The sequence below is a fragment of the Aminobacter sp. MDW-2 genome (assembly GCF_014250155.1).
Lineage (GTDB): Bacteria > Pseudomonadota > Alphaproteobacteria > Rhizobiales > Rhizobiaceae > Aminobacter > Aminobacter ciceronei.
In genome coordinates, this window is record NZ_CP060197.1 from 3,319,899 (window position 1) to 3,339,704 (window position 19,806).

Sequence of the window (19,806 nt, forward strand, 5' to 3'; positions counted from 1 at the left end):
CGCTTTTCTTCAAGTCCGCACGCTACGTCCGAATGATTAAGGGATTGTTTGCCATATGAGCCGTTCGTGGTCGGGCAGGCCGCGGCAGCGGTATTTCAGGCGCCCGCGCAGTCGTTGGCGCAAGATTCTCGACTATGCGCTGGCGTTTGCCGTCCTCGGGCTGCTGATCCTGGTTTCGGCGCGCCTCGACCGGGTGGAAACGCGCAGGACGGAAGGGGTCGCCGTCGTCAATGACGGTGATTCGATCACGCTCGGCGGCGAGCGCATCCGCCTGCGCGGCATCGATGCGCCGGAATATTCCCAGATTTGCCGCAAGGACGGCGCTGACTATCCCTGCGGCCGGCGTTCGCGCGAGGCGCTGTCGAAGCTGGTCAGTGGGCGCCAGGTGCGTTGCGCCGGCTGGGAGCGCGACCGTTACGGCCGACTGCTTGGCGAGTGCACGGCTGCCGGCGCCGATCTCAATCGTTCGCAGGTGGAGGCCGGCTGGGCCGTTGCCTATGGTGGCTATGAAGCGGAGGAAGCGGCCGCGCGGCTTGGCCGAAAGGGCCTGTGGGCCGGCGACTTCGACCGTCCGCGCGATTGGCGCAACATGCATGGCGATATGGCTGAAATCGAGCATGGCAGCTATGGGCGCATGCTCAACTGGCTGCGGGAAATCTTTCGATTCTCGTAGCTTGCGGCTTATGCTTGCAAGATCGGTACAAGTCTGAGGAGGCAGAAATGAAGCTGTTTGACGGGGGAAGGGCGCCGAATCCGAGGCGCGTGCGCGTGTTCCTGGCCGAAAAAGGCATTGATGTGCCCAAGGTATCAGTCGACATGGGGGCGATGGAGCACAAGAGAGCTGATGTTTCCTCGCGTAATCCGCTGCAGCGACTGCCGGTACTCGAGCTCGACGACGGCACGATCCTCACCGAAACGGTCGCCATCTGCCGCTATTTCGAGGAGCTTCATCCCGAGCCCGCCTTGTTCGGCAACAGTGCGCTCGGCAAGGCCAGGGTCGAGATGTGGCAAAGGCGGATCGAGCAGAATCTGTTCCAGCCGGTGGCCTTCGCCTTCCGCCATACCCATCCGGCGATGAAGGAGTGGGAAATCCCCCAGGTGCCGGAATGGGGCGAGGTCAACCGGCCGAAGGCCATCGAGTTCCTGGCCTTTCTCGACAAGGAACTCGCCGCGCGCGAATTCGCCGCCGGGGACGACTATTCCATCGCCGACATCACCGGATTGTGCGCCATCGACTTCATGAAGCCGGCGAAGATCGTGATGCCGGAGGCGTTTACCAACGTGCAGCGCTGGTATCGCGCGCTGGCGGCACGCCCGAGCGCTGCCGCCTGATCATGTCGGCCGAACTCGACAGCCTCGTCGCCGAGATCAAGGCTTGCCGCATCTGCGTCGAGCAACCACTGGGCAAGTCCTTGCCGCATGAGCCGCGGCCGGTGGTGGTGCCGTCTTCCACTGCGCGCATCCTGATTGCCGGGCAGGCGCCGGGCACCAGGGTGCATCTGAGCGGAGCGCCTTTCACCGACGCATCAGGCGACCGGCTGCGCGATTGGCTGGGTGTGCCGTCGGAGACCTTTTATGACCCGGACGCCTTTGCCATCGTGCCGATGGGCTTTTGCTTCCCGGGCCAGGACGCCAAGGGCGGTGATCTGCCGCCGCGACGGGAATGCGCAATGGCCTGGCGTGCCCGGCTGATGAAGCTGATGCCGCAGATCGATCTCGTGCTGACGATCGGTCAGTACGCGCAGCGCTGGCACATGGGCGCGGCGCGCGCGGCGTCCTTGACCGACACCGTCGCCGACTGGCGGGCTGTCTGGGCGCGTTCGTCTTCGCCGCATGTGCTGCCTTTGCCGCATCCGTCCTGGCGCAACACCGGCTGGATCAAGCGGAATCCCTGGTTCGAAATGGAATTGCTGCCTTTTCTCAAGGCGGAAATCCAACGTCGCCTTTCCCAAGTGTAGTGGAATTCGATACCGAAGATACAGGGTGTGCGGAGAATTCCTTTCTTGTATGATGGCCTAAATGACAGGATTATGGCGAACCTTTTCTAACGGAGCCCAGATATGGACCGCCTTGACCGGAAAATCCTCCGCCTCCTCCAGGAGGACGCGACCTTGGCCGTGGCCGACGTCGCCAAGAAAGTCGGCTTGTCCACCACACCGTGCTGGCGCCGCATCCAGAAGCTCGAGGAAGAGGGCGTCATCAAGCGCCGCGTGGCGCTGCTCGATCCTGAAAAGATCAATGCGCGCGTGACCGTGTTCGTGGCGATCCGCACCAATTCGCACAGCCATGAATGGCTGCGCCGCTTCTCCGAGGTGATCCAGGAGTTTCCTGAAGTGATCGAGTTCTACCGCATGAGCGGCGACGTCGATTACCTCCTGCGTGTCGTGGTGCCCGATATCGGCGCCTATGACGCCTTCTACAAGCGGCTGATCGCCAAGATCGAGATCCGCGACGTGTCGTCGTCCTTCGCCATGGAGCAGATCAAGTACACGACCGAAATGCCGCTCGATTACATGATCCTCGACAAGGAGAGCGGCGCGTCGGCGGCTTGATCAAGCTTTCGCGCTCAGGCGTTCGACAATCTTGGGATCGGTGAGTTCGCGCACGGCGTCCTTGCCGATCCATTTCGCCGTCTTGTCAGTCGACGCCGCCAGCTTCTCCGCCAGTTGCAAGGCGGGTGCGTGGAGGGCAGGCGAGCGCTTGCCGGTCTGGCGCAGCGCCCAGTTTACGGCTTTCTTGACGAAGTTCCTGCTGTCACCCGCCTGCGCCTCGACAAGCCCGAGCCAGCCGAGGAAGGTCTCGTCCGGCTCCTTCTTGAGATGTACCGCGGCGGTCGCGATCGTCGAGAAGGCTGCACGGCGGACGAATTCGCGCTCATCGGCGGCATAGGCCGGGATGATCTCGTGAGCCAGATTTGCAGCGCAGATGAGATGAGCTGCGTGATCGACGATCTCCCAGCTGTCGAACTCGGCGGCCATCGCGTCGATTTGGGCGCGGGTCACCTTTGCCGGCTCGTCGGTCGCGGCCGCCAGGATGCGCGCTTCGCGAATGCCCGTCGCCCACAGGCCCAGAGCGCGGGTGTGATCGCGCTTGAGCAGGCGGGCTATGGGATTGGTCACGGCATTGGGGATGCCGAGTGCGCGGTCGGTGGCAATGCCGAAGCGGGCCATACCGGCGAGATTCGCTTGCGAGGCCAGCGTGCGCAGATGCGCGATGATATCATCGACGGTCGAAGCCGACGAAAGCGCCATGGTGCCGCTCTATTTCTCGAGGCGGGCGAGCAGGGACGAGGTATCCCAGCGCTTGCCGCCCATGCCCTGCACGTCCTTGTAGAACTGGTCGACAAGGGCGGTCACCGGCAGCTTGGCGCCATTGCGGTCGGCCTCTTCCAGGCAGATGCCGAGATCCTTGCGCATCCAGTCGACGGCGAAGCCGAAATCATACTTGCCGGCATTCATCGTCTTGTGGCGGTTTTCCATCTGCCAGGAGCCGGCGGCACCCTTGGAGATTACGTCAACGACCTTTTCGATGTCGAGGCCGGCCTTCTTGCCGAAATGGATGCCCTCGGCGAGGCCCTGGACGAGGCCGGCGATGCAGATCTGGTTGATCATCTTGGTCAACTGGCCAGCGCCTGCAGGCCCCATCAGCCCAACCATGCGGGCAAAGGAATCGATGACAGGGCGGGCGCGCTCGAAGGGTTCCTGCTCGCCGCCGACCATGACGGTCAGGACGCCGTTTTCGGCACCGGCCTGGCCGCCTGAAACCGGGGCGTCGAGGAAGTGGAAGCCGCCCGCCTTGGCGGCGGTGTCGAGCTCACGTGCCACCTCGGCCGAGGCGGTTGTGTTGTCGATGAAGATGGCGCCTTTCTTCATCGAGCGGAATGCGCCCTTGGCGCCCGTCGTGACTTCGCGCAGGTCGTCGTCATTGCCGACGCAGGCAAAGACGAAGTCCTTGCCGTCTGCTGCTTCAGCCGGCGTCACGGCAAAAGCGTCGCCGTGCTGGGCTGCCCATTTCTCCGCCTTGGCGGTAGTGCGGTTGTAGACGGTGACGTCATGGCCGCCCTTGTTCTTGAGATGGCCGGCCATGGGGTAGCCCATGACGCCGAGACCAAGGAACGCGACCGATGCCATGGCTTACCCTTTCGAAGTGCAAAATGCTCTGGTGTCCGTGGTCTATGCCATGGAACGGATTCGTCAAGACGACGATGGTTGGACCAGCGTTTCGGCGACCTGATCAGCGATGCAGATGGCGAGTGATGCGCCTTTCGATCCAGTCCACCAGATGTCGCAGGGTTTCGACCAGCGACAGGTAGAGTAGGGCAGCCCAGAGATAGGTCTGGAAGTCGAAGGTGCGCGAGAAGGCGCGGCGCGTCTCGCCCATCAGGTCATAGACCGTGATGATGGCGACGATGGCCGAACCCTTGATCATCAGGATGATCTCGTTGCCATATGGCCTCAACGCGACGATCAAGGCCTGAGGCAGGATGATCTTGTAGAGCGTCTGCAGCTTGGACAGGCCAAGCGCGGACGCTGCCTCCCACTGGCCCTTGCCGACGCTCTCGATCGCCCCGCGCAGGATCTCGGCCTGATAGGCGGCGGTGTTGAGGGCAAAGGCGAATACCGCACAATACCAGGCTTCGCGGAAGAAGCCCCACACGCCGATGGCCTCGAGTTGGGGCCGGAACGAGCCGAAGCCGTAATAGATCAGGAAGGTCTGAGCGAGCAGCGGCGTGCCGCGGAAGAAATAGACATAGCCGTAGGAAATCGCGTTCAGCACGCGGTTCTTCGACATGCGGGCGTAGCAGATCGGAACCGACAGGATGGCACCGAGGACGATGGATATCGCCACCAGCACAAGGGTCACACGCAGGCCCGAGAGATAGGACGGCGCATATTTGGCGAAAAGTTCGGGATTCCAGGCGCTGAACAGATAGGTGGCCAGGCCGGCGCCGAGCGCGATCCAGAGACAGACCAGGACCCAGCCAACTATGCGTTCACGCGACCAACCGCGCGGCGGTGCTGCCGGGCGCTGCACTTTCACAGTGGTTCCGTCAGTCGCGCTCATCGCTCGGCCGCCCGCTTGCCGACCCAGCGCTCGATGGCGCCGATGCCGAATGAGGAGATGATGGCGAGCGCCAGATAGATGAGGCAGGCAACGCCGAAGAACATGAAGGCTTGCTTGGTGACGCGGGCTGCGATGCTGCTCTGGCGCACGATGTCGGTCAGGCCGACGGCCGAGACCAGGGCCGTGTCCTTGAGCAGGATGAGCCACAGGTTGGAGAGACCGGGCAGTGCGATACGGATGAGCTGCGGCAGGATCACCAGCCGCATCGTCTGGCGCGGCGACAGGCCGACGGAATAACCGCCCTCATACTGGCCACGCGGGATGGCGCGGAAGGCCGAGAGGAAAACCTCGCTGGCGTAGGACGAGAAGACGACGCCGAGAGCAACCATGCCGGCGACGAAGCTGTTGATCTCGACAACCGCGTCGGGCCGCACCAGCCGCACGACCTGCTGGATGCCGATCTGGGCGCCGTAGAACACGAGGAACAGCGTCAGCAGTTCGGGCAAGCCGCGGAAGATGGTGGTGTAGATGTTACCGGCGAGCCGCATCGAAGGTTCGCCCGACTGCTTGGCAAGTGCAACCAGGAAGCCGATAAGCAGGCCCAGCGGCAATGTCACAAGGGCGAGCGAAACCGTGACGAGCACGCCATGAGCGAGATCGTCCCCCCATCCGTCAGGCCCGAAACTCAGAAGCGTCCACGCGCTTTGCATCGGTATGCTGCCCCCATCGGCCTCCCTTGGCGGGAGTGCCGCCGTCTTTGTAGACGGCTTGTCGTTGAGCTTATGTTAGCCAAACGGCGGGAACTTGTCCCGCCGCTTGTTCAGTTTTCACAGCATTGACGGCTCAGCTGCCGTAAGCGTCGAACTTGAAGTATTTGTCGTTGATTTCCTTGTATTTTCCGTTGGCGCGGATGGCGTTGATGGCTGCCGAGAACTGATCCGCGAGCGGGTCACCCTTGCGCACGCCGACGCCGGCGCCGTCGCCGTGGATCTCGGGCATGTTCGGGATGGTGCCGACGATCTTACAGCAAGCGCCGTCTGCGGTTTCCAGCCAGGCACCCAAGGTCACGGCGTCGTCGCTGACCGCGTCGAGGCGGCCGTTGGCCATGTCGAGCTTGTATTCGTCAGCCGTCGGATAAGACTTGACGGTGCTGTCGGTGAAGACCTTCTCGGCGTAGTTATAGTGAATGGTCGAGCCCTGGACGCCGATGGTCTTGCCGGCGAGGTCTTCCTTGGTCACACCCTTGATGTCGGTGTCCTTGGCGGCGGCGATCACGGCTGGCGTGTTGATGTACTTCTTGGAAAAGTCGATCTTTTCCTTGCGCTCTGGTGTGATCGACATCTGGGCGATGATGGCGTCGAACTTGCTGGCCTGGAGCGCGGGAATCATGCCGTCCCATTCCTGGGCGACGATCTCACACTTGACCTTCATCTCCTCGCAGAGCGCGTTGGCGATGTCGACGTCGAAGCCGACGAGCTTACCGTCTGATGTCAGGTTGTTGTAGGGAGGGTATGCGCCTTCAGTGGCGATCTTGATTGTCTTTTCCTGCGACTGCGCCATACCGATGGTGAGCGCCAGGGCCGCGGTCGCAGCCAGGGCAATACGCTTGGAAATACCCATGATGTTCCTCTCTGTTCGCTTCGGCCGGTTCCCGTCCATGGCGGCCGTTGAGCGGATGAACTCCGCCGCTGGCGGCGATACTCCCACTGTTTTCAGTTAAAAATCAATCGCGAAAAGGGGTTTTGCGACGCAGGGAGCAGGTGAGCGCGGTGACGCAGCGTCAGTGCGCGGCGAGGCCTGTCCGCGCTTCGACGAAGTCGGCGATCACCGTGATGTCGTCGATGCCGAACACAGGAAGCTGCTCGCCTTCGACCGGATGGTCGGCGGCAATGGCGACGATCGAGGGGTCTTTCGCCGAAAGCGGCGTGCGGTCCTTGGCCTCCAGCCGCCGCGCCTCGATCTTGAGATGATGCTCGCGCTTGTAGCCCTCGACCAGCACAAGGTCGCAAGGGGCGATTCGTGTGAGAACCTCATCGAGCGTCGGCTCGGTTTCGTTGCGCAATTCATGCATCAACGCCCAGCGCCGACCCGAGACGATGGCGACTTCCGTGGCGCCGGCCTCGCGATGGCGAAAGCTGTCAGCGCCCGGCTTGTCTATGTCGAAATCGTGGTGGGCATGCTTGATGGTCGAGACCCTCCAGCCGCGTCTGACCAGTTCCGTCACCAGGCGTTCGGTCAAAGTCGTCTTGCCGGAGTTCTTCCAGCCGGTGATGCCGAAAACGCGATGCGTCATCAGTCTGCCTCGTCAATGATACGCGCAGCCTGGGCAAGGTCGTCGGGCGTGTTGATGTTGAAGAACGGGTCGACTTCAACGGAACCACGTTGCGTCACCGGAAAATCCACCACGTCGAGGCCTGCCTGCTCGAGAAAAGTCATCACTCTGCGGGTATCGCCGCTTTCCAGAAACCCTGCAAGCGCCTCGCGCAGCGAAACCGGCCACAGCGCAAATGTCGGGTGCACGCGCCTGTTCGAGGCGGCTGCAACGACGCGTCCGGCGACCGCGTGCGCGGCCAGTCGCTTGCCGAGATCATCGGGGAAGAAGGGCGTGTCGCCGGCAACGCTGAGGATGTGCGTGATATCAGGCTTGCCTGCCGCCCACTCCATGCCTGCCAGGATGCCGGCCAGCGGTCCCTGATAACCTGCAATCGTGTCGCTGATGATGTCGACGCCGAAGCCGACGAAACCGGCTGGGTCGGCATTGGTGTTGATGGCGATCCGACCGACCTGCGGGCGCAGGCGATCGAGCACCAGGCCGGTCAGGGGACGGCCGGCAAGCGCCAGAAGCGTCTTGTCTGCGCCGCCCATCCGGCTGGAGCGGCCGCCGGCGAGGATCAACCCTGCAATCTGCTCTGCCATGCCTAGATCCCGTCGGGCGCCATCGAGGCACTGGTGCTTTCGGCTGCCGGCCGGCCCTTGCCGACAACGCGTTCGCGATAGAGCGAATAGAGGCCGGACGCAACGATGACGGCAGCACCCGCGATCATGGCCAGGTCGGGGATATCGCCGAAGACGAAGACGCTGAGCGAGAGCGCCCAGATCAGGGCGGTGTAGCGGAACGGCGCGATGAAGGAAATTTCGCCTTCGCGCATCGCCATGATGACGAACTGGTAGCCGAAAAGCACCAGCACCGCGGCGCCGGCGAGGAATGCGACAAGATTGACCGACATGGGCACCCAGCCGCCGAACGGCACGATGGTCAGCGCCCCGGTGACGGTGATGATGACAGTGGTGGTGGTCGAGACGAAAAGCGACGGGATGTGCCCGGGGATTTTGCGCGTTGCCAGATCGCGCACGGCGCAGAAGGCGACCGAAAGCAGGGCCAGTAGCGAAAACGCGTTGAAGCCTTCGAACCCCGGCCGGACGATGATCAGGACGCCGCCGAAACCGGAGGCGATGGCCAGCCAGCGGCGCCAGCCGACGGCCTCGCCGAGGAAAAGGGCTGCCCCCATGGTTACCGCCAAGGGCAGCGCCTGCAGCACGGCCGAGATATTGCCCAACGGTAGATGGGGCAGGGCGGCGAGGAAGCAAACCGTGCCGCCAACCTCGCCGACAAGGCGCAGGAACACCATCGGATGCCAGTAGCTCCGGTAGCCCTTCAAGGCACCCTGCTGCCAGGCGAGAAGGCTGATCAGCGTGGTGGCGAACAGCCCGCGAACCAGCATCAGCTGGCCCGGATTGATCGTCTGGGCGGCGAGCTTGCTCAACGTGTCGTTGAAGGTAAAGGCTGCCATCGCGACGACCATGAAGGTGGCGCCGCGAACATTCGAGGAAAGTGGCACGTCGGCTTTCCGTTGCTGCTGTTGCTCAAGGCTTTAGCACCGGTGCGTGAAACAGCAATGCCAATCGGATGGACCAGACATGTCGATTGGCCTCACGGGCCGTTGAGGCTCTCGGCGATGGCGCTCACCAACGGGTCGTATTTGGCCTTGGACGACACTGGGTATTTGAGCAGGAAGGCATGAATGACGCCGCCCCTGCCAAATTCGAGCCGGTGGTAGAATATGTCGTTGCCGTCGTGGCCCGACAGTACGATCCAGTCCTTGCCCAGCTTGCGGTAGGTGACCTCCACGCCCTCGGAACTCATGTCGGCAAGCTGCCTGGGCGTCTGCTCGAGCGCGTTGTTGGAACCGTAGATCGCGAGGCTCGCCCCATCCGCCGCCAGGAATGTCATGCCGTCGCCGTTCTCGGGCGGTTCGTCCTTGCTGACGAAGATTTCATGCGGAAACGTCACCGACGTGCCGAAGCGGGCATTGGTGTAGATGAATGGCTTGGCAAGTGCAGGCGCGGCCAGCACCATCGCCAGCACCATTGCGGAGAACGTCCTGGCGAACCGGTAAGCCATGCCCATTACCTCACGAGGACGTTGTCGGGTGGCGACGATAGCTGCAACTTAGCCGCCTGTCACACTGATATGGCGCGAGACGGACGGGCGATTGGTGCGGCGTCGATGATGCGCCCGATCGCCTCGTCAATGGCGTTGGACAAAAGCCCGTTGCCTTCGGAGGCGCGCAGCGGCGCCCTGAGGTCAGCCGCGTCCCGACGCTACCACAACCGCTGCAGCGCGGTCTTCACCCTATCGCGATTGTCCCGCCTCATTCGCTCGACGACCGCCTCGAATCGCCCGTCGCCGAAGATCCGTTCGCGATAGGCCGCGTAGTCGGCGAGCACCGCGCGCACCGTGTCGGCGAGTTCGCCGTAGCGCGCCCACACCACGAACGGGTGATACGCGATCGACTCGCGTAGCGGCACGTCTTCGCTGACGACGACCACACCGCACAGCAGCGCCGGCAATACGCGCAATTCCTCAAACGTGTGGTGCTGGCCGGTCTGATGCACGTTCACGAGCACGCGCGTGTCGCGGTAGAGCCTGCACAGCGCGGCGCCCGCGTAGACACCGCTGACATTGACCAGCGACAGGCGCGCCGTGTGGGCCGCTTCAAGAAACGCCGCGCGGCGCGGTTGCGCGACGTCGCCAAACAGCGTGATCGCGTCGCGCCGCCGCGTGCCTGGGGTGACGTCGGTGTCATACAGCAGCGGCGCGAGCACGATCGTCTTGGCCAGATACGCATCGAAGCCGCCGGCGCGACGCAGGTTTTCGACATTCGGCTGGCTGTAGTCGATGATCACGTCGGCCGATTCGACCACCGCGCGGTTCACCACGCGCGCGAGATAGTGCCCTTGGCCGTCCGGCAATGGCACGGCACCGGTCGGCGCGCCGTCGCTGTCGCGCCCGCCCGGCATGACCAGCGTGTGTTCCCACTGGACATCGATGCGCCGCGTGCGGTTCGCATTGCCGCAGTTGACCTCGGAGTCGCCGAACAGGAGATTGACCGGCGCGTCGCGCACGGCCAGCGTTTCGCGGAACAATGCGACACAGTACAAATAGTATTCCCGCACGAACGCCGGATACTGCGGATCGTATGCAAGCCGCGCACGTCCGACGGTTTCGACGCAGAACGCCTGCGCGCGCGGAAACACATGGCGCCACAGCGTTTGCAGCTTGCGGGCGACACGCTTCGTCAGCGTCATTGCGGAGAAGGTCGGGGCGGAGAACGTCGCGGCGAGCCGGTAAGCATGCTCATGGCCTCACGAGGACGTTGTCGGGTGGCGAAGGTCGATATCGCTCAGCCGCCTGTCACGCTCATGTGGCGGGAGACGGACGGCCGATTGGTGCGGCGGTCGATGATGAAATCGTGGCCCTTCGGCTTGCGTCCGATCGCCTCGTCGATGGCATTGGACAAGAGTTCGTTGCCTTCGGAGGCGCGCAGCGGCGCCCTGAGGTCGGCCGCGTCCTCCTGGCCGAGGCACATATAGAGCGTGCCGGTGCAGGTCAGGCGCACGCGATTGCAGCTCTCGCAGAAATTATGCGTCATCGGCGTGATGAAGCCCAGCTTTCCGCCGGTTTCAGCGACATCGACGTAACGCGCCGGTCCGCCTGTCTTGAACGGGATGTCGGTCAAGGTGAATTGCCGCTCGAGATTGGCCCTCAGCAGCGACAGCGGCAGATACTGGTCGGTGCGGTCGGCATCGATCTCGCCCATCGGCATCGTCTCTATGACCGTCAGGTCCATGCCACGGCCATTGGCCCAGCGCAGGATTTCAGGGATTTCGGTATCGTTGAAACCCTTGAGGGCAACCGCGTTGATCTTGATGTGCAGGCCGGCCGCCTGGGCGGCATCAATGCCTTCCATCACCTTGGCGAGATGGCCCCAGCGCGTGATGGCGTGGAACTTGTCGGGATCGAGCGTGTCGAGCGAGACGTTGATGCGCTTGACGCCGCAATCGGCCAGTTCGGCAGCGAAGCGCGACAGCTGTGAGCCATTGGTGGTCAGCGTCAGCTCTTCCAGTGCGCCGCTATCGAGATGGCGCGAGAGCTGGCGAATGAGGTGCATGACGTTCTTGCGCACCAAAGGTTCGCCGCCGGTCAGGCGCAGCTTCTTGACGCCCTTTTCGACGAAGACGGTGCAAAGCCGGTCGAGCTCCTCGAGCGACAACAGGTCCTTCTTGGGCAGGAAGGCCATGTCTTCGGCCATGCAATAAGTGCAACGGAAGTCGCAGCGGTCGGTAACCGACACGCGCAGATAACTGATCGAGCGACCGAAAGGATCGATCATATCCATGGTCTGCGCTTCCGTTTCCCGTTTCGTGGTGCCTTGGCCAGCACTGTCATATTACGGCTATGTTGTACGCTTGTGCATGTCAATCAAGATGAAAGTTTGTTGCCCCGGAGTGACTCTCCTTGGTTTGCCGTCCCGGCGCTGTCTTAGCGCTTTCCGCGACGTCCGAAGCGCAGTAGTGAATGGCATCTCATAACGGCAGGACGGATCATGACGGCACCGAAGGAATTGAGGGTCTCCAAGGACCGCAAGCTGTTGACGGTGACGTTCCCGGACCATCGCCCGTTCGAGCTTTCGGCCGAACTGCTGCGCGTGCTTTCGCCCTCCGCCGAGGTGCAGGGCCATTCGCCTGAGCAGCGGGTGACGGTGCCTGGCAAGAAGGAGGTCGCCATCCTCAAGGTCGAGCCGGTCGGCAATTATGCCGTACGCATCACCTTCGACGATTTCCACGACACCGGCATCTTCACCTGGAACTATCTGCATACGCTCGGACACGACAAGGACAAGCGCTGGCAGGAATATCTCGACGAGCTGGCGCAAAAAGGATTGAGCCGCGACCGCTGATTGTCTTTGGCCGTTCACGTTGTCTTGGGCTGTTCACATTGGCCGGCTAAGCGCATCAGCATCCAAGCAGGAAGGGGACATGATGTCCGTCATATCAACGGTCGAACAGCTTGAGGCGCTCTACGGCGTTCCAGGCGAAACCTCGCTGGTCAAGGAACTCGACCATGTCATCCCTGAATACGCCGCGTTCATCGAGGCCTCGCCCTTCGTCTCGCTGGCGACCAGCGGGCCGGAAGGGCTCGACTGTTCGCCGCGCGGCGATCTCGCCGGCTTCGTCCGCATCCACGATCCACGCACTCTGATGATGCCGGACCGCCGCGGCAACAACCGCGCCGACTCGCTGAGGAACATCATCCGCGATCCGCGCGTCGCGCTGCTGTTTCTGGTGCCGGGTTCCGGCACGACGCTGCGCGTCAATGGTCGTGCCCATATCAGCGTCGATGCGGAGCTGTGTGCGTCCTTCGCAGTCGAAGGCAAGCCGGCGCGTTCGGTGACGGTGGTCGACGTCGATGCCGTCTATTTCCAGTGTGCGCGCGCGATCGTGCGGTCGGAACTGTGGAACCCCGAGCGTCATGTCGATCCGAAGACGCTGCCAACGCCGGGACAGATCCTTGCGATCACCAGTCGCGCCGGCATCGATGGCGACACCTATGATCGTGAATGGCCGGAGCGCGCCAGGAAGTCGATGTGGTAGGCCGAGGCCGCGTTTTGGGCCGTCAGCGCGGCAACCGGGCTCAAAACAAAGTGATTGCGTTGGTGTAACTCAGCGGGCGTTATCGACGTATACCAGCAAAACTGCTGGAGCTGGATGGAATGACGCCCTGGACTGACCGCACTGGTAAACTCTCGCCGCTCAAGGCTTTGGCCTTTGCCGGAACGTTGGTGCCGGCATTGCTGCTTGGCTACTACGCGGTGAAAGGCTTTCCGCAAGGCGCCGGCGCCGGCACGCTGCTCGGGCCACGGCCCTTCACCGCCGCCATCCATGAAACCGGCGATTGGGCGATCCGCTTCCTGTTGATGTCGCTGGCAGTGACGCCGCTGCGCCGCATCGGCCAATGGCCGAAGCTGATCCTCATCCGTCGCATGCTCGGCATTGCCGCGCTTGCCTACGCCATCGGTCATCTCGTGCTCTATTTCTTCGACCAGAATTGGGATGTTTTCCGTGTCGTCAGCGAGATCGCGCTTCGAATCTATCTCACCATCGGCTTCGTTGCACTGCTGGGACTTGTTGCCCTCGGGCTGACGTCGACGGACGGGGCTATCAGGAAGCTCGGGCGCAACTGGAACCGATTGCACAAGATTGTCTACGCCATCGGCATACTTGCGGCATTGCATTTTTTCATGCAGTCCAAGGCCGACGTGTACGAGCCGACGCTGTTGGCCGGCTTGTTCATGCTTCTGATGTTCTACCGCCTGGCGCATTGGCGCGGGCTCAACCTGACGTCGCCGCTGGTGCTTGTCGCGATTGCGGTCGTCGCTGCGATGTCGACGGTGATTGTCGAGGCGGCCTGGTACGGGCTGGCGACCGGCGTGCCGCCCGCCCGCGTGCTGTGGGCCAACCTGCAGTTTTCCTACACGATCCGGCCGGGCTGGTGGGTGCTGGCGACGGGCCTTGCCGCAGCGGTGCTCGGTTTCGTCAGATCGATGGGAAGGGCGGAGGCGCCGCGGGGCAGGCGGGCTGCAAGGGCTGCCGCCTGAGCGGCTATTCCTTCAGTGCGTCTGCGACGCGCAGCATGTGCGCGCCGATCAGGTCGCATTGTTCGGGCGTCGATGCGCTCATCGCCTTTTCGATCAAGGCGCCATAGGCTTTCAGCGCCTGCATCAGCAGTGCGGCGCCGTCTTCGGTCAGCGTTAGTCGCATCACCCGGCGGTCCTTGGCATCGCCCTCTCGCTTGACCAGCGCGCGCTTTTCCAGCTGCGGCAGCAGCATGGTGATGTTCGAGCGACCGACAAGCAGCTTGCGGGCCAGATCGTGCTGCGAAATGCCGGGATGGCGATAGAGATTCATAAGGACATCGAGCTGCGCCGGCTTCAGATCGTGCGGCTGCAGCGCGCTCGCCAGGGCACGCTCCATCGAGTGGCACGCCTTGGCCACGGCGACCCAGTTGCGGAACCGCGGGTTGTCCCACGGCAAATCTTGTCTATTGTTCATGATTGAACTATTATTGTTCATGATTGAACTTATGGATGGACGATCACTATGGCATCAATCGGGCTCAAGGTCATCCGGCGGCTGTTCGGTGCGGCCGAACTGGTTTCGCCACGTCTCGCCGGTCGCGCCGCATTCGAGCTTTTTCGACGAACGCCGAGCCAGCGCTCGCTGACATCGGGCGAAAGGCGCGCTATCAGCAATGCTTCGGGCTTCATGGCGGAGGCCCGTCACCATCGAATCAAGACGCAGAAAAGCTGTGTGGCGATGCACGAGTTTCGCCCTGAGGGAGCAAGCAGGGGAACAGTGCTCGTCATCCATGGCTGGCGCTCGCGCACCGAATACATGCAAGCGCTGATCGAAGGCTATAGGGATGCCGGCATGCGCGTGATCTCGCTCGACCTGCCGGGGCATGGTGGCTCGCTTGGACGCGCGCTCGACATGGCCAAGGCCGTCGAAGCGGCAACCCTTGCCGGCCAATGGTTCGGGCCGTTCGAGGCGATCGTCGGCCATTCCTTCGGCGGCGCGGTTGCCGTCAACGCTGCTGCCGGAACCGTCAAGGGGTTCGAGCCGCTTGGAGCCAAGCGGCTCGTGCTGGTGGCCGCGCCCGATTCGATGCCCAGGCTGTTCGACGATTTCGGCCGCTATCTGAACCTCGGCCCCAGGACGCAGCGCGCGATCTCGGGGCAGGTGCAGCGTGTGACCGGCACCCCAATCGGCCAGTTCGTCGGTTCCAGGCTGCTGATGCGCCTGGCCACCCCGACGCTTGTGATCCACGCCCCTGACGACAGGGAAGTGTCGGCCAACGAAGCGCGCGCCATGGCCGGCGCCGGCGGCCATGTCAGGCTGTTCTGGGCCGACGGTCTCGGTCACCGCCGCATCCTGTCGAGCGCCAAGGTCGTGGCCGAGGCGGTTGGCTTTCTCCAGGCAGCGCGCGAACTCGACACGGTCCACTAGGCAGTCGTTGGCGCCATGAGGATCGCCAGGGCTCAGCCCTGGCCCTTCAGCGCGGCCCTCAGCATGTCGTAGGTCGGCGCCAGTTCGCGAAGCGATGCCGCTGCTTCGCCATCCTTGCCGGCGACAAGGGGGTATTGCAGCGCGCCGATGAGCCGGGCCTGTCGTCCCGCAATCCGAGCCGCCTCGACATATCCCGCGCGTTCCAGGCAGGTCGCGGCGTCTGTCGCGCGGCGAGCGCCTGCCCGGACAGCGAAATGGATCATGTGGCCACGAAGGTCGTCGCCGCAACCACGCTCGATCAGCCGCGCCAGCGCTTCGGCGGCGGCGGCGTTGCCCGAGCTTCCCGCCGGCATGTCGTGCTCACCCGCCATCGACAGCCAGCGGATCGCCGAAGGGATCGACGCCCTGATCATGTCCACTTCGGCGACGTCGGCGGTACGCCTGAAGGCGGTGCGCATCGTATACGGCGTGCCGTAGATCAGCGTTTTTGCGCTCCAGGCGGCCATGAAGTCGGCGAGGGGCAGGCGGGCATAGGGATAGCCCTGCGGATCGTGCATCAGGATGCTCTCGTCGTCGACTTCGAGCGCCACGACGTAATGATCGGCCTCAATCGGGCCGCGCATGCGTGGCTGATGCCTGAGATGCCCCATCTCGACGGGACCGATCCAGACCGGGCCGGCGGCCAATGCCGCCTTGAGGCGCGCCAGGGCCTCTTCGGCTTCTCCCCCTTGCGTGACATCACATGTCCAGCCGAGCGCTGAAAGCGCGACTTCGAAACCTTTCTCCGGGTCCCAGCCATAGGGGTCGAAGAAGGGCAACGTGCCGCCGATCAGCTGCATGCCGAACGGGCCGCCAATGGCCACCTCGATGACGGCGGTCGACGGTCCATCGGCGCCGAACATCATGGCGAAGGAATTGGCATAGCAATACGGGCCCGAGCCCGTGTAGGCAAAGTGCGTCATGTCTGGACCTCTTGTCAGATGAGGGGATAGGCGACGTCGAAACGGGCGCCTTGGGTTCCGGGATAGGTTTCGCAGGGGCTGCCGGCGCAACTCAGCTCGCTCCGCGCGTCGAGCCACGCTTCAAGGGCGTCGTACACGTGCATGACGCGGGGAAAATTCTCATAGGCCTTGGGAACCGGCAGATAGACCTCGCGCCGCGCTGGCTGCAGCCTGATGAGCAGGTCGCCTGCCGGCTCGAGCTTTCCCGCGCAGGCGATGGCGACCTCGACGAGACCTTCACTGTCGCGGCTGACAAGGTCGTGAAAATGCACGCTCATCAATCCGTCGCAAGCCGATCCCGAGGTGCGCAAATGCGTCCGGATGTCGGCTTCGGCTGCGGCGATGAAATCGTCCAGCCCTTCGACGCCGATCTGGCGCTGTCGCGACACGACCTTTGCGGCCGGTACCTCACGCAGGCCGATCGTCGCCATCAATGCCGGTTCGCCGCCTTCGGCTTGCCGGGAAAGCGCGCGCACGAGTTCGGCCTGGTCGGCAAGCCTGTCGTTCTGCGCGCTTAGCCAGCTTTGCAGTTCTACGACGCGTGCTTCCGGTGTGAGCTCCAGCAACTGCCTGACGCGGGCGATCGGCAGCCCCAGCTGGCGCAGCCGCGAGATCAGGCGCGCCCGTGGCGCCTGCGCGGAGGCATAATAGCGATAGCCGGTCTGCGGATCGACGTGGACCGGCACCAGCAGGCCTTGCTCGGCATAGAGCCGCAATGCCTTTGGCGACAGCCGCGTGGCGGCCCCGAAACGGCCGGCGAGGAGATAGGAATCGGTCATAACGCCGTGTCTAGGGCTGGCCCCAGGGGCGAGGTCAAGCGCGCGATTTGCTGTCGTCGCCGCCCGCCGGTCAGCCCTTCTTGTTGCCTGGCTCTATAGGCAGGCCCGCCGCGCGCCACGCAGTGAACCCGCCAAGGATGTGCCGGACCGGCTCCAGCCCCATCTCCTGCGCGGTCTTGGCGGCGAGCGCCGAGCGCCAGCCGCCGGCGCAGAAGAAGACGAAGTTCTTGCCGCTGGAAAAGAACGGCTTGTGATAGGGGCTGTCGGGGTCAATCCAGAATTCGAGCATGCCGCGCGGGCAATGCTGGGCGCCCGAAATCCTGCCTTCGCGCTCGACCTCACGCGGATCGCGCAGGTCGACGAAGATGGTCTCGGTGTCGTCGAGCAGGGTTGCCGCTTCCTCGGGCGACACCACCTCGACCACTGCATTGGCCTCGTCGAGCAGTTCCGTGTAGCCCTTCTTCACCTTGCCCTCGCGTCAATTCGGCCCAAATGCAGCTTGCAAGGCCAAGTGATCGCATGAAGCGGCGAGGCTGTCATCGCCGATGAATTGTGCCACCTGCCGGCTTGTCTCACGATGATGTGAAACTGTTCGGCAACAGCTGCCGGGAAATTTATGAAAGCTTAACGTTATCGGTATGAATCGAGAGAGCAGCGCCTTACATCAGCCATTTGTGGACAGGAATTCTTCCACCGGCGCATGGCGATTCCAGAGCAGTTTCCGGGCAGGGATGGTGTCTTTATGAAATTTTCTCTCCTGAGCAGGCCGATCTCGCTTCCGCTGGCTGCATTGGCTGCGACAGTGGCGCTTGGCGCGCCGCAGGCTGGTGCTCAGAACTTCTTCGACATCCTGTTCGGTGGTGGCAACCGCGCCCCGCGCCAGCAGCAGGGCGAATTTCCGCCGGCTCCGGTGCAGAAGAAGCGGGCACCCGTAGCGGCGGCCAAGATCAGCGCGCCGTCCTATTATACCTACAAGACCGACGCGATGGTGACGGTCGACTTTGCCAAGCTGATCGCCGGCACGCAGTCGGTTTCGCTGGAGCCGTCGCTTGCCGGTACGGCGTTCCGCGAGGCGCTGGCCGGGCTCGATGCCTTCGACCTTGTTGCCGAAAAGGACATCGCCAAAGGGCTGCTCGACTACTATACGGCCAATCCCGATTTCATCTGGGTCACCGGCCAGACCGCCAACAGCCGCGCCGAAGAGGCGATCAGGACGTTGAGCGACGCCGCCAGCCACGGGCTGATGCCGGCCGACTATGCGGTCTCCGTGCCCCCGGCAGCCTATGCGCTTGACGACACCGTCGGCCGGATGAAGACGCTCATCCGTTTCGAGATGGCGATGTCGGCACGCGTGTTGCGCTACGTGCATGATGCACAAGGCGGCCGCATCGATCCGAACCGCATCTCCGGCTACTATGATTTCGCCGCCAAGCCGCTCGACATGGCCGGCGTGCTGAAGAGCCTCAGCCAATCGAATGACGCGCGGGCCTTGCTTGAGGCATTCCATCCGCAGAATCCCGAATACAAGGCGTTGCGCGTCGAACTCGAGGCGCTCAAGGCGAGCGAGGAAAACGACATCGTCGTTGATGCCAAGCTTTTGCTGAAGCCCGGCGAGACCAGCCCGGAGCTGCCCAAGCTGCTGCATCTCATCGCCCGCGACCTCGACGACGAGATGGGTGGCGAATTCGGCGAAACGCTGGCCAGGCTCGGCAGCAGCGAAATCTATACACCCGAACTGGTGCCGGTCATCGAGGCGGTGCAGAAGCGTGCCGGGCTCAAGGCCGACGGCGTCGTCGGCCCGCGCACGGTGGCAACCCTTGCCGGCACGTCGAAGGCAGATCGCCTCGACAAGGTCGTCGTCGCGCTCGAACAGCTGCGCTGGCTGCCATCCGAGCTCGGCAGCCCACGCGTCTTCATTAACCAGCCGGCCTATACCGCGAGCTACATCGACGGCGGCACGGAAAAGCTCAAGATGCGGACGGTGATCGGCAAGACCAGCAACCAGACCAGCTTCTTCCAGGACGAAATCGAGCAGGTCGACTACAACCCGTATTGGGGCGTGCCGCAGTCGATCATCGTCAACGAGATGCTGCCGCGCCTGCGCAACGATCCCAGCTATCTCGACCGCGCCGGTTACGAAGTCACCGATTCGCGCGGCCAGCGCATTCCGTCGTCGGCGATCAATTGGGGCCAGTATGGCTCGAAGGTGCCCTACAGCGTGCGCCAGGCGCCGAGCGAGGCCAATGCGCTGGGCGAGCTCAAGATTCTGTTCCCCAACAAGCACGCCATCTACATGCACGACACCCCGCAAAAGGCGCTGTTCGACCGCGACAACCGCGCCTTCAGCCATGGCTGCATCCGCCTGGCCGATCCGCGCGGCATGGCCGCCGCAGTGCTTGGCACCGACGTAGATCACATCGCGGCCAAGCTGAAGCAGGGCCATTCCTTCGAGAAAGTGACCCGCAAGATCCCGGTGTACGTCGCCTATTTCACCGCCTGGCCTGATCTCGACGGCAAGGTCGAGTATTTCGGCGACGTCTATGATCGCGACGCCAGGCTCAAGGACGCCATGGCTCGTACAGATGCGGCGAGGGCACCGAGCATCTGATCTGCTG

24 protein-coding genes and 1 pseudogene are annotated in these 19,806 nt (G+C 63.3%); 9 read left to right on the top strand and 16 right to left on the bottom strand.

The genetic code is table 11. The features are described 5' to 3' along the window. The first annotated feature begins 55 nt into the window (after window positions 1-55). From H5P29_RS16230 to H5P29_RS16245, 4 genes are all read left to right on the top strand, one after another. Complete coding sequence (locus H5P29_RS16230; protein WP_067961204.1) at window positions 56-673, top strand: thermonuclease family protein; 618 nt, start codon at window positions 56-58, stop codon at window positions 671-673. 47 nt (window positions 674-720) lie between these two features. Next, complete coding sequence (locus tag H5P29_RS16235) at window positions 721-1,332, top strand: glutathione S-transferase family protein (RefSeq protein ID WP_067961206.1); 612 nt, start codon at window positions 721-723, stop codon at window positions 1,330-1,332. Window positions 1,333-1,334: 2 nt separating this feature from the next. Next, window positions 1,335-1,958: a uracil-DNA glycosylase family protein gene (locus H5P29_RS16240; RefSeq protein WP_154383958.1), complete on the top strand. Its 624-nt coding sequence runs from the start codon at window positions 1,335-1,337 to the stop codon at window positions 1,956-1,958. 102 nt (window positions 1,959-2,060) lie between these two features. Next, the gene (locus H5P29_RS16245; protein WP_067961212.1) at window positions 2,061-2,552 is read left to right on the top strand and encodes an Lrp/AsnC family transcriptional regulator; all 492 of its coding nucleotides are present in this window, start codon (window positions 2,061-2,063) and stop codon (window positions 2,550-2,552) included. Here the strand turns inward: H5P29_RS16245 and H5P29_RS16250 are convergent, their stop codons facing one another. The 12 genes and pseudogenes from H5P29_RS16250 to moaA form a co-directional block, all read right to left on the bottom strand. Next, a complete protein-coding gene (locus tag H5P29_RS16250; RefSeq protein WP_154383959.1) occupies window positions 2,553-3,251 on the bottom strand; it encodes a DNA alkylation repair protein in 699 nt (232 codons plus the stop codon). Between the two features lie 9 nt (window positions 3,252-3,260). Next, window positions 3,261-4,130: an NAD(P)-dependent oxidoreductase gene (locus H5P29_RS16255; protein WP_067961219.1), complete on the bottom strand. Its 870-nt coding sequence runs from the start codon at window positions 4,128-4,130 to the stop codon at window positions 3,261-3,263. Between the two features lie 103 nt (window positions 4,131-4,233). Next, window positions 4,234-5,064 carry an ABC transporter permease gene (locus tag H5P29_RS16260; protein WP_067961223.1) on the bottom strand — a complete coding sequence of 277 codons (831 nt, stop codon included), beginning with the start codon at window positions 5,062-5,064 and terminating at the stop codon, window positions 4,234-4,236. Further along, window positions 5,061-5,774 (bottom strand): ABC transporter permease, encoded by a 714-nt coding sequence (locus H5P29_RS16265; protein ID WP_154383960.1) that lies wholly within the window; start codon window positions 5,772-5,774, stop codon window positions 5,061-5,063. Before H5P29_RS16265 ends, H5P29_RS16260 begins: the two co-directional genes overlap by 4 nt. Window positions 5,775-5,907: 133 nt before the next feature. Continuing rightward, a complete protein-coding gene (locus H5P29_RS16270; RefSeq protein ID WP_154383961.1) occupies window positions 5,908-6,684 on the bottom strand; it encodes an ABC transporter substrate-binding protein in 777 nt (258 codons plus the stop codon). Window positions 6,685-6,844: 160 nt separating this feature from the next. Then, window positions 6,845-7,357 (bottom strand): molybdopterin-guanine dinucleotide biosynthesis protein B, encoded by a 513-nt coding sequence (mobB, locus tag H5P29_RS16275; protein WP_154383962.1) that lies wholly within the window; start codon window positions 7,355-7,357, stop codon window positions 6,845-6,847. Then, window positions 7,357-7,980, bottom strand: a complete 624-nt coding sequence (mobA, locus tag H5P29_RS16280) for a molybdenum cofactor guanylyltransferase MobA (RefSeq protein ID WP_154383963.1) — start codon at window positions 7,978-7,980, stop codon at window positions 7,357-7,359. The genes mobB and mobA overlap by 1 nt, the downstream gene beginning before the upstream one ends. Window positions 7,981-7,982: 2 nt before the next feature. Continuing rightward, window positions 7,983-8,903 (bottom strand): DMT family transporter, encoded by a 921-nt coding sequence (locus H5P29_RS16285; RefSeq protein WP_185910107.1) that lies wholly within the window; start codon window positions 8,901-8,903, stop codon window positions 7,983-7,985. 92 nt (window positions 8,904-8,995) lie between these two features. Beyond that, on the bottom strand, window positions 8,996-9,466 hold the full coding sequence (locus H5P29_RS16290; protein WP_246670677.1) for a hypothetical protein: 471 nt from the start codon (window positions 9,464-9,466) through the stop codon (window positions 8,996-8,998). Between the two features lie 48 nt (window positions 9,467-9,514). Further along, a pseudogene (locus H5P29_RS32585) lies at window positions 9,515-9,666 on the bottom strand (GTP 3',8-cyclase MoaA); the annotation flags it as partial. Then, window positions 9,667-10,653: a hypothetical protein gene (locus H5P29_RS16295; protein ID WP_154383964.1), complete on the bottom strand. Its 987-nt coding sequence runs from the start codon at window positions 10,651-10,653 to the stop codon at window positions 9,667-9,669. It abuts the pseudogene before it with no gap. 95 nt (window positions 10,654-10,748) lie between these two features. Then, window positions 10,749-11,744: a GTP 3',8-cyclase MoaA gene (gene moaA / locus H5P29_RS16300; protein ID WP_067961254.1), complete on the bottom strand. Its 996-nt coding sequence runs from the start codon at window positions 11,742-11,744 to the stop codon at window positions 10,749-10,751. 207 nt (window positions 11,745-11,951) lie between these two features. On the opposite strand from moaA, the gene H5P29_RS16305 reads away from it, so the two are divergent. The 3 genes from H5P29_RS16305 (at window position 11,952) to H5P29_RS16315 (ending at window position 14,003) form a co-directional block, all read left to right on the top strand. Continuing rightward, a complete protein-coding gene (locus H5P29_RS16305) occupies window positions 11,952-12,305 on the top strand; it encodes a gamma-butyrobetaine hydroxylase-like domain-containing protein (protein WP_067961257.1) in 354 nt (117 codons plus the stop codon). Between the two features lie 82 nt (window positions 12,306-12,387). Continuing rightward, on the top strand, window positions 12,388-12,999 hold the full coding sequence (locus H5P29_RS16310; RefSeq protein WP_154384224.1) for a pyridoxamine 5'-phosphate oxidase family protein: 612 nt from the start codon (window positions 12,388-12,390) through the stop codon (window positions 12,997-12,999). 119 nt (window positions 13,000-13,118) lie between these two features. Beyond that, the gene (locus H5P29_RS16315) at window positions 13,119-14,003 is read left to right on the top strand and encodes a sulfite oxidase heme-binding subunit YedZ (protein WP_154383965.1); all 885 of its coding nucleotides are present in this window, start codon (window positions 13,119-13,121) and stop codon (window positions 14,001-14,003) included. Between the two features lie 4 nt (window positions 14,004-14,007). Here the strand turns inward: H5P29_RS16315 and H5P29_RS16320 are convergent, their stop codons facing one another. Beyond that, window positions 14,008-14,457, bottom strand: a complete 450-nt coding sequence (locus H5P29_RS16320; RefSeq protein ID WP_154383966.1) for a MarR family winged helix-turn-helix transcriptional regulator — start codon at window positions 14,455-14,457, stop codon at window positions 14,008-14,010. A 48-nt stretch (window positions 14,458-14,505) separates the two neighbouring features. Between H5P29_RS16320 and H5P29_RS16325 the strand changes: the two genes are divergently transcribed. Beyond that, window positions 14,506-15,411, top strand: a complete 906-nt coding sequence (locus tag H5P29_RS16325) for an alpha/beta hydrolase (protein ID WP_154383967.1) — start codon at window positions 14,506-14,508, stop codon at window positions 15,409-15,411. A gap of 32 nt (window positions 15,412-15,443) precedes the next feature. Here the strand turns inward: H5P29_RS16325 and H5P29_RS16330 are convergent, their stop codons facing one another. From H5P29_RS16330 to H5P29_RS16340, 3 genes are all read right to left on the bottom strand, one after another. Continuing rightward, window positions 15,444-16,373: a hypothetical protein gene (locus tag H5P29_RS16330; protein WP_154383968.1), complete on the bottom strand. Its 930-nt coding sequence runs from the start codon at window positions 16,371-16,373 to the stop codon at window positions 15,444-15,446. 14 nt (window positions 16,374-16,387) lie between these two features. After that, window positions 16,388-17,191: a MerR family transcriptional regulator gene (locus H5P29_RS16335; RefSeq protein WP_154383969.1), complete on the bottom strand. Its 804-nt coding sequence runs from the start codon at window positions 17,189-17,191 to the stop codon at window positions 16,388-16,390. 70 nt (window positions 17,192-17,261) lie between these two features. Beyond that, window positions 17,262-17,657: a rhodanese-like domain-containing protein gene (locus H5P29_RS16340; protein WP_067961277.1), complete on the bottom strand. Its 396-nt coding sequence runs from the start codon at window positions 17,655-17,657 to the stop codon at window positions 17,262-17,264. A gap of 276 nt (window positions 17,658-17,933) precedes the next feature. Between H5P29_RS16340 and H5P29_RS16345 the strand changes: the two genes are divergently transcribed. After that, window positions 17,934-19,799 (top strand): murein L,D-transpeptidase, encoded by a 1,866-nt coding sequence (locus H5P29_RS16345; protein WP_067966408.1) that lies wholly within the window; start codon window positions 17,934-17,936, stop codon window positions 19,797-19,799. The last annotated feature ends 7 nt before the right edge of the window (window positions 19,800-19,806 follow it).

What these genes read in the sequence shown, in the direction of transcription:
- H5P29_RS16295 (WP_154383964.1), bottom strand. Translation starts at nt 10,653, where the DNA reads ATGACGCTGACGAAGCGTGTCGCCCGCAAGCTGCAAACGCTGTGGCGC.
- H5P29_RS16290 (WP_246670677.1), bottom strand. Translation starts at nt 9,466, where the DNA reads ATGGCTTACCGGTTCGCCAGGACGTTCTCCGCAATGGTGCTGGCGATG.
- H5P29_RS16230 (WP_067961204.1), top strand. Translation starts at nt 56, where the DNA reads ATGAGCCGTTCGTGGTCGGGCAGGCCGCGGCAGCGGTATTTCAGGCGC.
- H5P29_RS16260 (WP_067961223.1), bottom strand. Translation starts at nt 5,064, where the DNA reads ATGAGCGCGACTGACGGAACCACTGTGAAAGTGCAGCGCCCGGCAGCA.
- H5P29_RS16345 (WP_067966408.1), top strand. Translation starts at nt 17,934, where the DNA reads ATGAAATTTTCTCTCCTGAGCAGGCCGATCTCGCTTCCGCTGGCTGCA.
- H5P29_RS16245 (WP_067961212.1), top strand. Translation starts at nt 2,061, where the DNA reads ATGGACCGCCTTGACCGGAAAATCCTCCGCCTCCTCCAGGAGGACGCG.
- H5P29_RS16250 (WP_154383959.1), bottom strand. Translation starts at nt 3,251, where the DNA reads ATGGCGCTTTCGTCGGCTTCGACCGTCGATGATATCATCGCGCATCTG.
- mobB (WP_154383962.1), bottom strand. Translation starts at nt 7,357, where the DNA reads ATGACGCATCGCGTTTTCGGCATCACCGGCTGGAAGAACTCCGGCAAG.
- H5P29_RS16315 (WP_154383965.1), top strand. Translation starts at nt 13,119, where the DNA reads ATGACGCCCTGGACTGACCGCACTGGTAAACTCTCGCCGCTCAAGGCT.
- H5P29_RS16325 (WP_154383967.1), top strand. Translation starts at nt 14,506, where the DNA reads ATGGCATCAATCGGGCTCAAGGTCATCCGGCGGCTGTTCGGTGCGGCC.
- H5P29_RS16265 (WP_154383960.1), bottom strand. Translation starts at nt 5,774, where the DNA reads ATGCAAAGCGCGTGGACGCTTCTGAGTTTCGGGCCTGACGGATGGGGG.
- H5P29_RS16310 (WP_154384224.1), top strand. Translation starts at nt 12,388, where the DNA reads ATGTCCGTCATATCAACGGTCGAACAGCTTGAGGCGCTCTACGGCGTT.
- moaA (WP_067961254.1), bottom strand. Translation starts at nt 11,744, where the DNA reads ATGGATATGATCGATCCTTTCGGTCGCTCGATCAGTTATCTGCGCGTG.
- H5P29_RS16305 (WP_067961257.1), top strand. Translation starts at nt 11,952, where the DNA reads ATGACGGCACCGAAGGAATTGAGGGTCTCCAAGGACCGCAAGCTGTTG.
- H5P29_RS16240 (WP_154383958.1), top strand. Translation starts at nt 1,335, where the DNA reads ATGTCGGCCGAACTCGACAGCCTCGTCGCCGAGATCAAGGCTTGCCGC.
- H5P29_RS16270 (WP_154383961.1), bottom strand. Translation starts at nt 6,684, where the DNA reads ATGGGTATTTCCAAGCGTATTGCCCTGGCTGCGACCGCGGCCCTGGCG.
- mobA (WP_154383963.1), bottom strand. Translation starts at nt 7,980, where the DNA reads ATGGCAGAGCAGATTGCAGGGTTGATCCTCGCCGGCGGCCGCTCCAGC.
- H5P29_RS16320 (WP_154383966.1), bottom strand. Translation starts at nt 14,457, where the DNA reads ATGAACAATAGACAAGATTTGCCGTGGGACAACCCGCGGTTCCGCAAC.
- H5P29_RS16235 (WP_067961206.1), top strand. Translation starts at nt 721, where the DNA reads ATGAAGCTGTTTGACGGGGGAAGGGCGCCGAATCCGAGGCGCGTGCGC.
- H5P29_RS16255 (WP_067961219.1), bottom strand. Translation starts at nt 4,130, where the DNA reads ATGGCATCGGTCGCGTTCCTTGGTCTCGGCGTCATGGGCTACCCCATG.
- H5P29_RS16335 (WP_154383969.1), bottom strand. Translation starts at nt 17,191, where the DNA reads ATGACCGATTCCTATCTCCTCGCCGGCCGTTTCGGGGCCGCCACGCGG.
- H5P29_RS16330 (WP_154383968.1), bottom strand. Translation starts at nt 16,373, where the DNA reads ATGACGCACTTTGCCTACACGGGCTCGGGCCCGTATTGCTATGCCAAT.